13 protein-coding genes are annotated in these 11605 nt (G+C 40.5%); 7 read left to right on the top strand and 6 right to left on the bottom strand.

What is annotated here, in order from left to right; genetic code table 11:
• Positions 1 to 110 precede the first annotated feature (110 nt).
• A complete protein-coding gene (locus B3209_RS03135) occupies positions 111 to 875 on the bottom strand; it encodes a class I SAM-dependent methyltransferase (protein ID WP_296664042.1) in 765 nt (254 codons plus the stop codon).
• Positions 876 to 923: 48 nt separating this feature from the next.
• Between B3209_RS03135 and hprK the strand changes: the two genes are divergently transcribed.
• The 4 genes from hprK to holA are packed head-to-tail and all read left to right on the top strand — an operon-like array spanning position 924 to position 3848.
• Positions 924 to 1913, top strand: a complete 990-nt coding sequence (gene hprK, locus B3209_RS03130; protein ID WP_295796055.1) for an HPr(Ser) kinase/phosphatase — start codon at positions 924 to 926, stop codon at positions 1911 to 1913.
• Between the two features lie 32 nt (positions 1914 to 1945).
• A complete protein-coding gene (locus B3209_RS03125) occupies positions 1946 to 2212 on the top strand; it encodes an HPr family phosphocarrier protein (RefSeq protein ID WP_276780891.1) in 267 nt (88 codons plus the stop codon).
• 3 nt (positions 2213 to 2215) lie between these two features.
• Positions 2216 to 2830, top strand: coding sequence for a transcriptional repressor LexA (gene lexA / locus B3209_RS03120; RefSeq protein ID WP_295796060.1), 615 nt, complete (start codon positions 2216 to 2218; stop codon positions 2828 to 2830).
• A 1-nt stretch (position 2831) separates the two neighbouring features.
• Entirely contained in the window at positions 2832 to 3848 is a 1017-nt protein-coding gene (gene holA / locus B3209_RS03115; RefSeq protein WP_296664040.1) for a DNA polymerase III subunit delta, read from the top strand.
• Positions 3849 to 3917: 69 nt separating this feature from the next.
• Here holA and rpsD read toward each other — a convergent pair whose 3' ends face one another.
• Positions 3918 to 4511, bottom strand: a complete 594-nt coding sequence (gene rpsD, locus B3209_RS03110) for a 30S ribosomal protein S4 (protein WP_294015506.1) — start codon at positions 4509 to 4511, stop codon at positions 3918 to 3920.
• 193 nt (positions 4512 to 4704) lie between these two features.
• On the opposite strand from rpsD, the gene B3209_RS03105 reads away from it, so the two are divergent.
• Positions 4705 to 5607, top strand: a complete 903-nt coding sequence (locus B3209_RS03105; RefSeq protein WP_295796064.1) for a PilZ domain-containing protein — start codon at positions 4705 to 4707, stop codon at positions 5605 to 5607.
• 17 nt (positions 5608 to 5624) lie between these two features.
• The gene (locus B3209_RS03100) at positions 5625 to 6779 is read left to right on the top strand and encodes a tetratricopeptide repeat protein (protein ID WP_296664038.1); all 1155 of its coding nucleotides are present in this window, start codon (positions 5625 to 5627) and stop codon (positions 6777 to 6779) included.
• Between the two features lie 6 nt (positions 6780 to 6785).
• Here B3209_RS03100 and B3209_RS03095 read toward each other — a convergent pair whose 3' ends face one another.
• Genes B3209_RS03095 through murB form a run of 4 tightly spaced genes read right to left on the bottom strand, consistent with a single transcriptional unit; the run spans position 6786 to position 9944 of the window.
• Positions 6786 to 7238, bottom strand: a complete 453-nt coding sequence (locus B3209_RS03095) for a DUF192 domain-containing protein (RefSeq protein WP_296664036.1) — start codon at positions 7236 to 7238, stop codon at positions 6786 to 6788.
• 3 nt (positions 7239 to 7241) lie between these two features.
• Complete coding sequence (locus B3209_RS03090) at positions 7242 to 7787, bottom strand: hypothetical protein (protein WP_296091496.1); 546 nt, start codon at positions 7785 to 7787, stop codon at positions 7242 to 7244.
• Complete coding sequence (locus tag B3209_RS03085; RefSeq protein ID WP_296091497.1) at positions 7777 to 8970, bottom strand: Crp/Fnr family transcriptional regulator; 1194 nt, start codon at positions 8968 to 8970, stop codon at positions 7777 to 7779. Before B3209_RS03085 ends, B3209_RS03090 begins: the two co-directional genes overlap by 11 nt.
• Positions 8971 to 8984: 14 nt before the next feature.
• Positions 8985 to 9944 (bottom strand): UDP-N-acetylmuramate dehydrogenase, encoded by a 960-nt coding sequence (gene murB / locus B3209_RS03080; protein ID WP_296664034.1) that lies wholly within the window; start codon positions 9942 to 9944, stop codon positions 8985 to 8987.
• Between the two features lie 93 nt (positions 9945 to 10037).
• On the opposite strand from murB, the gene cysS reads away from it, so the two are divergent.
• A complete protein-coding gene (cysS, locus tag B3209_RS03075) occupies positions 10038 to 11570 on the top strand; it encodes a cysteine--tRNA ligase (RefSeq protein WP_296664032.1) in 1533 nt (510 codons plus the stop codon).
• The last annotated feature ends 35 nt before the right edge of the window (positions 11571 to 11605 follow it).

Here is an 11605-nt window from a genome sequence, read left to right as displayed (position 1 = left end):
TTTTATAACTCGAAATTCGACCGAATATTCAATATTCCTGAAAATTTTGCATAAAAATTGAAGAATACTCTCTATTCTCCAGAAAAATCAAAGAATCTATATGCCTTACATTATTTTTTTGCCACAATGACCATTGTTTTGGCGTTTTGGTCGTAAGGCTCGCCGTAAAAGCCTCCAAAAACCTGCGCGCAAGAAAATCCGCACTCTTTGCAAAGAATGTCGCGAAGCTCGGCGGCGGAATAAAGGCGCTGAACAAATTCATGCTCAATGCGTTTTCCGTCCTTGCCAATCAAAATCCATTTTGAAAGTAAGCCTTCCCATGCGCCCTGCACTTTGAATTCCGTAAGAACTGTCATTCCAGCTCGTTCAAACCATTCGCCTTCTGTAAAATATTTTACGGCAATCTCGCGGCTTATGCATTCAAGGACAAAAGTTCCGCCTTTTTTAAGGGAAGCGCACACTTTTTTTAGAATTTTTATGTCGTCGCTGATTTTATCGCAGTAGCCAAACGAATTGTAAATGTTCACGGCGGCGTCAAATTTTTTGCGTGAAGAAAAAGTCCTCATGTCCTTGTTTATAAATTCAATCTGAAGTCCTTCGTCCTGCGCAGTTTCGTAAGCAGCATCCAAAAACGGCTGGGTAATGTCAACGCCTGTAACGTTCAGTCCAAGAAGCGCAAGTTCCACGCTGATTCTTCCAGGTCCGCAGCAAACGTCCAGCACGCTATTCCCTTCAGAAAGATTTGCAAGATTCATTACGCTTTTTGCAATTCCTGCCGCCTGCGCCCACTGCTGCCCATCAAACATAACAGGGCCGTAGTTCAGCCAAAAATCTTCGTTTTTAAACCATTCACTTTCAGTTTTTTTGTTTTTCATTAGCTATTCCATATTGAGTTTGTTTGTTCATCGTTGTATACTATATATATGTCGGAAAAAAAGATAACAGTATTAGACCTTCTTGACTTGGATTTAAAAGGCCAGGACTCGCTGAACATGAAGTGCATTGCAGGAAGGTCTGGTCTTTACAGGGAAATAACTGTTTCCGACATAAACCGCCCGGGACTTGCAATTTCCGGATTTTATGAATCGTTTGCTTATGAGCGCGTTCAGCTTTTTGGAAGAGGAGAATCCGCATATCTTAGAAAGCTTGAATCTGAAGGAAACTTTGATCTCATAAAAAAATTCTTTACTTATGAAATGCCCTGCATCGTTTTTAGCCACAGCATTGAACCTTCAGAATTTTTTCTTTCAGTCGCGGAATCTTCAAGATGCGCTGTTCTTCAGACTGACTTGATTTCAACGGATTTTTCACAGCGGCTTTTAAGAGTTTTTTCAAATATTTTTGCTCCAAGAAAAACGCTTCACGGAGTTTTTGTAGAAGTTTACGGCGTTGGAATTCTTCTTATAGGAGAAAGCGGCGTTGGAAAAAGTGAAACTGCGCTTGAACTTGTTGAGCGCGGGCATCGTCTTGTTGCAGACGACATTGTTGAAATAAGGTGCGTAAACGGAAACTCAATTATCGGGCAAGGAGCAAACAAGCTTATAAGCCACCACATGGAAATCCGCGGACTTGGAATTATAAACATCGCCCAGCTTTACGGAGTTGGCGCAATCCGTGAGCAAAAAGAAGTGCAGATGGTCATAAAACTTGAAGCTTGGAGCCAGACAAAAGTTTATGACAGGATTGGAACAAAGGGAGCTTTTATAGACCTTTTGGGCGTAAAAATTCCGATTATAGAAATTCCTGTAAAGCCCGGACGAAACCTTCCAATTATAATTGAAGCCGCCGCAATGAATGAAAGGCTAAAGACAATGGGCTATTATTCTGCGCAGGAATTCAACCAGAATATCTTGCGTTGGATAGAAACCGGAGCCGCCCAAAGAGATTACTATGGAAAAGAAGACTCTTATTGAGTCTAAAAAATAAAAACAAAGGAAGTGCCACTGTGACAGAGAAAATTCTTACAGTTAGAAACCGCGCAGGAATCCACGCAAGGCCTGCAGCATTGATTGCCCAGACAGCAAACAAATTTTCATCAGAAATAATCCTAGAAAAAGACTCGACCACCGTGAATGCCAAGTCAATAATGGGCGTTATCACAATGGCAGCTGGATATAACACAAATATAACTTTAAAGGCTGAAGGTTCGGACGAAAAAGAAGCTGCCGAAGCTATCTTTAATCTTTTTGAAGCAAAATTTGAAGAGGAGTAGCCGATGAAAAATCTTACAGACCGGCAAAAAGAAGTTCTGGAATTTATTGCGCGTTTTACAGAAGAAAACGGGTATCCTCCAACTGTACGCGAAATTGGAGAAAACTTCGGGATTTCGCTTAGGGCCGTGCAAGACCACATCGCCGCCTGCCAGAAAAAAGGCTATCTTTCGCAGTGCCAGAAACGATCGCGCTCAATCCGTGTTTTAAAAGACGACGGACTTGTAAGAGAAACAAAGCCGTTCTTGGCAAAAATTCCGTTGCTTGGAACTGTAGCCGCAGGAAAGCCTCTTCTTTGCGAGGAAAATCTTGACGGCTATGTAAACATCGCAGAACCTTTTGTCCGCCCGGGAAAAAGCTACTTTGCCCTTCACGTCCGCGGCGCCAGCATGACAAACGCTGGAATTCTTGACGGCGACCTTGCAATAATCGAGCAGGCAGAAATCGCCACAGAAGGACAGATTGTTGTCGCTGTTGTAAACAATGCAATCACATTAAAAAGATTTTACCGTGAAGAAGAAAGAATTCGTCTTCAGCCAGAAAATCCAGATTTCCAGCCGATTTACACGCGGGACGTTCAGATTGCAGGAATAATGGTTGGACTTGTAAGAACATACTAGAATGGCAGAAGCAGAAGTCTATCTTTTTACAGGTCCAGAAGCCGGTGAAAAAAACGAAGCAATAGAAAATTTACGGGATGCAGCCTCAAAGAAAAACAACGGAATTGAGCAGTACAAATATTATGCCGCCGATGTAAGAATTGAAGATATTGTATCCCAGCTTCAAAATGCAAGCCTTTTTGCTCCGGCGCTTTTTATAACTCTTAGAAATGCCGAGCAGATAAAGCAAAAAAGCGACATCGATTCCCTTGTTTCCTGGATAAAGGCTTCAAAAAATTCTCCAAACACGCTTGTTTTAATTTCCGAAGAAAATTCCATAGACAAAAAGATTGAAAGCGCAGTTTCTTCCAGCCACAAGAAAATTTTCTGGGAAATGTTTGAAAACAGAAAACCGCAGTGGGTTGAAAACTTCTTTAGAAAAAACGGATTTTCTATTGCGCCGGATGCAGTTGAGCAAATTCTTGAAATGGTCGAAAACAACACAGAAAGCCTCAAGTCTGAATGCTCAAGATTTTTCTTTTGCTTTGAAAAAGGCGCAAAAATCACTTCCGCTGATGTTGAAAAAATCCTTTCGCACAACAGGGAAGAAAATGCGTTTACACTTTTTGACTCAATGGCAGACACTTCAAAAAATCCCCAGCAACGTTTTGAAAGCTCACTGGAAATCCTTCAAAAAATCCGCGCAACAAAAGAATCAAACGGAATCGCATTAATCGCAGGTCTTACATATTGCTTTAGGCAGCTGCGGCTGTGGCATTCGCTTCATTCAGACGGAAAATCTCCAGCCGACTCAGAACTAAAGTCATCAGGATTTTCAGGCAAGCGGAATCAGGAAAAATATTCAAAGGCAGCAAAAATCTGGACAGCAGGCGCCGCATCTTCAGTTCTCGCGCTTCTTTCCGCAACCGACATTTCAATCAGGGAAACAGGCTCTGTGCTTGAAGAAACCTACCTTTATACGCTCATTTATTCAATTGTAATAAAAAACGGGCTTTTCTGCTCCGTATGCGAATATTAAAAAATGACATTTAAACAAAAAAAATCCGCCTGAAAAACAAGCGGACTTTCTTTTTAAAGCGGAATCTAATTATTTAGAGTAGAATTCAACAACAAGCTGTTCATTGATTTCTACAGGAATTTCTTCGCGCTTTGGCATCATGATAAGTTTTCCAGAGAAAGCTTCTTCTGAAACTTCAATATAAGCAAGTGGACGGCGGTTTCCATTAAGGAAGCTTGTCTTGAACTGCTCATTTTTCTGGGCTTTTTCACAAAGTGTTACAACCTGACCTGGTTTTACCTGGAAAGACGGAATGTTGATTTTTTTGCCATCAACACGAACGTGTCCGTGAGAAACAACCTGACGAGCCATGCGGATTGAATTTGCAAAACCAATGCGGTAAACAAGGTTGTCAAGGCGAGTTTCAAGACCAACGATAAGGTTTTCACCAGTCTTTCCTTCTTTTCTTGAAGCGATGTCGTAATAACGGCGAAGCTGGCGCTCAAGAATTCCGTAGTAAGCCTTTACCTTCTGTTTTTCGCAAAGCTGTTTTCCGTATTCAGAAGTTTTCTTTGACTTCTTAAAAGCCGGATCATTTGCTCTGTTCATTGCCTTTGGGTGTCCGCAGACATTTACACCAAGTCTTCTGCATTCCTTAAAACGAGGGTTTCTTCTAGTTGCCATAATTTTTACTCCTATTCACCATGGTGATTTTCTCACCAATTTTTGCCGCGGTGAGGGATATAAATTAGTTCAAAAATTATATAAAACTTTCAAACTAATTTCAATAGAGATTTTTTATAAGCAAAAAATCTTTCATAACTTTTTTTTAATATTTTCTATTGTTGAAAGAAGAATTATGAGTTATTATTGATGTATGGCAATCGTTACAGCTCAGGTTATCAACCGCTATTACGAAAATTACAAAGACACAGAAATCACCTTTTCAAAGGAAATAATACATACACTAAAAATGGATCCGCGCCAGGTTTATATAAAATGCAGCGGACTTCAATGGCCTTGTATTATAAATTCAACGTCATTCAATCAGGCAAAAATAATCCTCGGGACTAAAAGCGGAGCCTATGCAGTGCTTTCAAACAAATCCGCGCCGCCAGTAAGCTTAAGATTTTGCTTTTACCAGCCAGACGGCCAGCTGATGAGTTTTTTTGTTACGGCGAAAGTCTGCTTAATCGAACCGTACATGAACAGCACGGATCTTTCTATTATTACAATTCAGTACACGCAAAGGCCGCCGGACGACTTGATTCTGATGATTGGAAATATTCTTGATGCTAATTTCAATGCGGCAAGAAGAAAAGAAGAGCGCATTCTCATAACTCAGGAATCAATGCGCAAGCTCGGACTTCAAAAGAAGGAAATTGTAATTTACATACAAAATGTTCCGCGACATTGCATCCTGCAAGACTTGTCGTTTGGCGGCGCAAAAGTTGTTCTGCTTGGGCTTGCAAAATTCCTTATAAATAAGGAAGCTCTTATTCAGCTTGAATTCGAAGATCCTCACGAGACAATTTCAATCCGCGGAATTATTGTTAGAACAGATTTTATAGAAGGCAGAAAAGACATTATTTCAGCAAGCATAAAATTTGCAGAAGATTCCATAAGCCTTGCATATAAAGTCCACATAAACAAATACATTGCAAACACCAAGCGCAAAGAACTGGACAATAAATTTACAGCTGGAGAACTTGAAGATGTTCAGCCTGCGGATGAGTCAAAGCCTGCATCTCCTGCCCAGCCTGAAAATTCAGCAATATAATTTTAGCAAGGAAAAAAATGGTTTCTACAAATTCACTGGATTCTATCTATTTTATAAAGTTGCCTGAAGGCTCAGTTCTTTCCCCAAAGGCAATGAAAATCAACCCTGAAATTCCGCTGCCTGTTCAGAAAAAAAATCCAGAAGATTCGGTTGAACAAGATGCGACAAAGCTTTCAGAAGAACAGATTCTTTCTGGCATTTTAACAGTTCTTGCTTACGACAAAAAAAATGAAAATTCAGAATATTACCGCAAGCTAATTACAGATGTCCGCCCCGGAATAAAAAAAGAGCTGGCAGAAGCCGCAATATTAAAAGCCCGCAACGAAGACTGGGATTTGGCAGAAGAAATTTGGCTGGCTGTAAACGGAATCGACCCGCAAGACAAAGCAATAATTTTGAACATGGCGATTTTCTTTGACCAAAAAGCAGACAGCTACCGGCGCAATTCCCTGAACGAAGACGCAGATGCTTATGACGAAGCTGCGCTTGACTATTACAAACAGGCAATGGACAGCGACAAAGAAATTCCAGACGCATATTTTAACGCAGGCTTTTTTTACCTGAAAAAACGCGATTACGGAGAAGCAAAAGGCTGCTTTGAAAGCTATCTTGGACTTGTTGCAGACGCAAAAGACGAAGAGCTTGGCGAAAACGGAATTTATAAAAAAGAACGCGCACAGGAAATTATCAATAAAATTTCAAACCGCAATTTGGAAAACGACAGATTCCGAGACGCATACAAACTGATTTCTGAAGGTCAAGAAGAAAAAGGCCTTGAGGAAATCCGAAAATTCATAAGAGACAATCCTGTTGTCTGGAACGCATGGTTTTTGCTTGGCTGGGGACTTAGACGGCTTGGACGATTTGAAGACGCAAAACAGGCGTTTTTAAAAGCAAGAGAATGCGAAGGCGGAGACGAAAACGCAGACACATTAAATGAGCTTGCAATCTGCCAAATGGAAACAGGCGAACTAAAAGAAGCAAAAGAAACTTTGGTAGACGCGCTTTCAATGGATTCAGAAAACACAAAAATTATAAGCAACCTTGGATGTTTGTGCTTAAAAATGAATCAGAATGAAGAAGCTAGAAAGTATTTTGAAGTTGTCCTTGAAATCGACCCAAATGACAAGATTGCCGCATCTCAAATAGCAAAACTTGATGCTGAAATTTAGCGCGCTTTAATCTAAAACAATTTTATCGCCAGTTTTTATTCCGACTTTTTCAAACCAGCCCTGTGGAACTTCCAAAGCATATCTTACAGAACGAGTGCTTTTTACAGGCGCAAGGCTAAAAGGCGTCATGTCAAAAATATTCTGAATTGTTCCAGTTCTATCAATATATGCAATTGAAAGCGGATGCGGCGTGTTTTTCATCCAGAAACTTAAAACCTGATCTTTTTCAAAAACAAAAAGCATTCCTGTTCCTTCTGGAATATTTTTGCGGTTCATAAATCCGTAGTTGCGCTCTTCTTCTTTTTGGGCAATCTCAGCTTTTACAAAAACAGAATTTTCTGCGGAAGTTAAAATTTTAAATTCCTTTATAGGAAGATTAAATTTTTTATTCTGGCACGAAACAAAAACAGGAATAAAAACGCAAGCTGCAAAAACCGCAAAAAACTTAAAACTTTTCATAAATCAAAGTCCTTCAAGAAATTCATCCCGAGCCATTTCTTCCGCGCTTTTATTTACAAGAGCCTTTGACTGAAGCTCTTCAAAAATTTTCCTGTCAGTGTATTTTAAAGTCAGCGGACGTTCCAGCGACATAATCACGTTGTCGTCTTTCCATTCAGATTTTTCAGGATTAAGCGAAGAAGGATTTCCATATTTTTCAGTCAATGAAGAAAAAACAGAATAATGGTCAATCTTCGAGCGGCGCAAGTTCAGTGTAATTGTGTAAAGTTTGTCTTCGTAAAACTGAAACCAACAGCGATCAAGGAACGAATACGGAGCGTTTTTTGAAGTGTCAGTTTCTATTAAAGTTCTGTTTTCTCCAGGCAAAAGCGAAACATCTCTGTCGCCACGGTAGCCAAAGCTCAAATCTTTTTTTAAAGCCTCTTTTACCTGATCTACAGACATTCCAAGCTGTATTCCGCGGTATCCAAAAGGAAGCGAATCTTCAGCAAAAAAAGGAAAAGTCAAAAGCAAGAAAAAAAGACAGATAAAAATTCTTTTAATTCGCATGTTTTGAACTCTGTTTTCTATAGAAAGCAGCTTGTTTTATAAGCTCTTCAACATCGGGCACATCGATTTTTCCGCCCACAATTTTTATGTTCTGGTCATACTGAATCTGCCGGCAAGCTTCCCCTTGCTGTTCACGCGGAATTGCACAAAGTTTAAACACATCTGTCAAAGAAAGCCCGGAATGGTAAACGCTGCCTTTTACAAAAGGAACTTTTTGCTTTTCAATCTGAAGCGAAATCATGTCAATAAGTTTTTCCCTTAAATCGCCAAGCTGAGTATTCGCAAGCTGACGGTGCATTGCCCAAAGACGTTCCGCAAACATCATTGTAAGTTTTGAAATCATCTGCGGCTGGGTTGTTACCATCTGATTAAAGTTCGCCATATTCACAACCATAAGCCGGCAAGGTTCATGGGCAATCGCACTTGCAGAACGCGGTTTATTTTCAAGCAATGCCATTTCGCCAAACATATCGCCTTTCTTTAAAAGCGCAAGAGTAACTTCGTTTCCGTCTACAACCTTTGAAATTCTTACAGAGCCTTCCTGAATTATAAACATATCCGCGCCTTTCTGACATTCAGAAAAAATCATTGAGTCGGCAGGATATTCACGGAAAGTTTCATTTGACGGCTCCAAGTAAACAGCTTTTGCCCTTTGCCGCAAAGCAATGAATTTTCGCTTGGCATTTTCAATGTTGATTCCTGTTGGACACTGCTTTAAATACTGATAATATCCGTACAAAGCTATATTGTAATGGCCTGACTTTTCGTAGTATTCCGCTATAGAAAAAAGTGACTCCGGAGAATCCAAAATAATATTTTTTAGTGTAAGCTTTGTAAGCTGATCATTTACAATTCTCATGTCGCGGGCAAAGGAACGTACAATCTTCATTGCGACAGGCGTGTTTTTCATAATCAGTTCTGGGTACTGGCTTTTATGAACCATGATTGCAACAACAGGAGTCAATGCGACAACATTTTTAGTTTGCCCATGCCCAGACATACAGGAAACTACTCCAATAAAGTCGCCCGGTCCTAAAATTTCAGGAGTTGTTCCTGGAATCGCAACCTCGTTAAAGCACTTTACCCTTCCGCTTTGAATAATAAAAAATCTGTCATTTGCAGAAGTTCCTTCAACAAGAATATATGAGTTCTGCTTAAAATTCACAAATGAAAGCTGAAGCAATTTCGAACCACCTTCTAAACAAAAACAACTTCACATTCCAGCATAAAACCAGTCCGTTCTTTCACTTTGTCTTGTGCAAGCCGAACAAGTTTTTTTATATCGGAGCAAGTTGCGTTTCCTGCGTTTATAATTATATTTCCATGCCACGGAGCTATTTGCGCCCCGCCGATTTTTACACCTTTTAAGCCGGCTTCATCAATAAGTTTTCCGCTCGGCTCTCCAAATTTCCGGTTGTTTTTAAAAACACTTCCAGAACTTGGAGATTTAAAATGCCCCTTTTGCTCTCTGTCTTTTATAAAACTTTCGCACGCAGCTTTAAGTTCAGCAATTTTTTCAGGCTGACATTTTTCCGCTTTAAAGGCAACTTTTGTTATAACAGCGGATTTTTCCATAAACGGCGAATGTTTATAAGCCCACTGCTCACAATCTTTATTATTATGATACATTTTTATATGTTTCTCAAGAAATTTATAGGAATTTTCATCAAAATTTTCCAAGTCAAGATATTCCACAAATTCAATTTTTGAACTTATATCATTCGAATAGCAACGGGCATTCATGTAGCAAGCTCCGCCGCAAGTTCCAGGAAGCCCCGCAAAAGATTCCATTCCAGAAATTCCATTTTGCGCAAAGAATTCCACAGCACGGCTAGTTTCAACTCCAGAACCGCAAATTACAATTCCATTTTCAAATTTAATAGAAGAAAACGCATTCATTGAAACAACAACGCCGCAAAATCCTTCATCGCTTACAATCAAATTGCTTCCGCCGCCAAGAATAAAAAAATCCACAGAATTTTTCTTGCATTCTGAAATAACAAGCGCAAGTGAAAAAACATCTTTAGGTTCGGCAAAAAGCTCAGCATTTCCGCCGACTTTCATTGTAGTATGAAGACTCATCGGTTCATCTGGAAAAAGCCGTCCTTTGTACAAGTTCTTGATATTTTCAACTATTTTGCGTATTCTGTTAGTCATTGCATTTCATTTTATAGAAAAAAAATAAAAAAATCGATAGTGAAAACAAGCACTTAATATAATGCGCACAAGATTTTCAATGGAGGAAAAAAAATGGCGTTGAGACTGTACAACACAATGGGCCGCAAGATGGAAGAATTCGTTCCGATTCACGAAGGTTTTGTGGGATTTTACGGCTGCGGACCGACCGTCTACAACTACGCGCACATCGGAAATCTCCGCGCCTACGTTTTTCTTGACACGCTTGACCGCACGCTCACTTTCCTCGGATACGACAAAAAGCACGTTATGAACATAACAGACATCGGGCATCTTACCGGAGACGCAGACGAGGGCGAGGACAAAATGCTCAAGACAGCTCAGGAACGCCATCAGTCGGTTCTTGAAGTCGCCAAATTCTACACGGACGCTTTTTTCAATGACATTGACAGGCTGAACATAATCAGGCCGGATGTCGTCTGCAAGGCGACAGAACACGTCCAGGACATGATCGAGCTTATCAAGAGAATCGAAGCGAACGGACACACTTATATGTCCGGCGGAAACCTCTACTACGATGTAACGACCTATCCCGACTACGGAAAACTTGCCAACCTGAATCTTGACGACCTCAAAGCTGGAGCAAGAATCGAAGTTGACCAGAACAAGCGCAATCCCTACGACTTTGTTCTCTGGTTCACAAAATCAAAATTTGAAAATCAGGCTTTAACATGGGATTCTCCCTGGGGAAGAGGCTATCCGGGTTGGCACATCGAATGTTCCGCAATGAGCATGAAATACCTCGGCGAGCATTTTGACATCCATACGGGCGGAATCGACCACATCCCGATTCACCACACGAACGAAATCGCCCAGTCAGAAGGCGCGACCGGCCACAAATGGGTAAACTACTGGCTTCACAATGAATTCCTTGTGATTGCAAAAGACAAAAAAGCCGCAGAATCAGGTCAGGCAGAAAAAATGTCAAAGTCCCACGGTAACTTTTTGACGCTTCAGTCATTAATAGACAAAGGCTACGATCCGCTTGACTACAGATTTTTCCTTTTAGGAGGACATTACCGCAAGCAAATTTATTTTAGCTGGGACGCAATGGATTCAGCGAAAAATTCAAGAGCAGCCCTTGTTCAGCGTGTTGCCCGGCTTGCGCAAAATGCAGGAGGAGCTGATTCACTGAATTGTTCCAAAGTTTATACAAAAGGCGAAGCTTGCAAAACTGAAAATCTGTCTGAAAAAGCAAAGGAATACATGGAAAAATTCCAAGCCGCTTTGGAAAATGACCTTTCGACTCCAGTTGCATTGAGCTGCATACAAAAGGCAGTTAAAGACGGCTCTTTAAAGCCTGAAGAATCGCTTGAACTTGTGCGCAGAATGGACAGTGTAATTGGCTTGAATCTTGTAAAATCTGCCGCGGACTTTCTTGCTGAACAGGAAAAAGAGCAAAAAGCTTCTGTTCCAGACCATTCAGGAGATCCAGAAGCACAGGAAATTGACGCGCTTGTGGCAGAAAGAGTTGAAGCAAAAAAAGCAAAAAATTTTGCAAGAGCCGACGAAATCCGCAATATGCTTTCAGAGCGCGGAATCGTTATAACAGACACTCCAAATGGAGCAGTTTGGAAGCGTTCCTAAAAAAAACAGAAAAAATGTAACTAAACAGGACTTAT

The organism is Treponema sp. UBA6852, assembly GCA_002449305.1.
In the GTDB taxonomy this organism is placed as follows: domain Bacteria; phylum Spirochaetota; class Spirochaetia; order Treponematales; family Treponemataceae; genus Treponema_D.
The sequence above is the reverse complement of the archived record's forward strand: the minus strand, read 5'-3'. Positions and strand labels throughout refer to the sequence as shown.

Excerpts from the sequence above, each read along its gene's own strand:
- hprK (WP_295796055.1), top strand. The coding sequence starts at position 924 with ATGTCGGAAAAAAAGATAACAGTATTAGACCTTCTTGACTTGGATTTA.
- holA (WP_296664040.1), top strand. The coding sequence starts at position 2,832 with ATGGCAGAAGCAGAAGTCTATCTTTTTACAGGTCCAGAAGCCGGTGAA.
- cysS (WP_296664032.1), top strand. The coding sequence starts at position 10,038 with ATGGCGTTGAGACTGTACAACACAATGGGCCGCAAGATGGAAGAATTC.
- B3209_RS03090 (WP_296091496.1), bottom strand. The coding sequence starts at position 7,787 with ATGCGAATTAAAAGAATTTTTATCTGTCTTTTTTTCTTGCTTTTGACT.
- B3209_RS03100 (WP_296664038.1), top strand. The coding sequence starts at position 5,625 with ATGGTTTCTACAAATTCACTGGATTCTATCTATTTTATAAAGTTGCCT.
- B3209_RS03095 (WP_296664036.1), bottom strand. The coding sequence starts at position 7,238 with ATGAAAAGTTTTAAGTTTTTTGCGGTTTTTGCAGCTTGCGTTTTTATT.
- lexA (WP_295796060.1), top strand. The coding sequence starts at position 2,216 with ATGAAAAATCTTACAGACCGGCAAAAAGAAGTTCTGGAATTTATTGCG.
- B3209_RS03105 (WP_295796064.1), top strand. The coding sequence starts at position 4,705 with ATGGCAATCGTTACAGCTCAGGTTATCAACCGCTATTACGAAAATTAC.
- rpsD (WP_294015506.1), bottom strand. The coding sequence starts at position 4,511 with ATGGCAACTAGAAGAAACCCTCGTTTTAAGGAATGCAGAAGACTTGGT.
- B3209_RS03135 (WP_296664042.1), bottom strand. The coding sequence starts at position 875 with ATGAAAAACAAAAAAACTGAAAGTGAATGGTTTAAAAACGAAGATTTT.
- murB (WP_296664034.1), bottom strand. The coding sequence starts at position 9,944 with ATGACTAACAGAATACGCAAAATAGTTGAAAATATCAAGAACTTGTAC.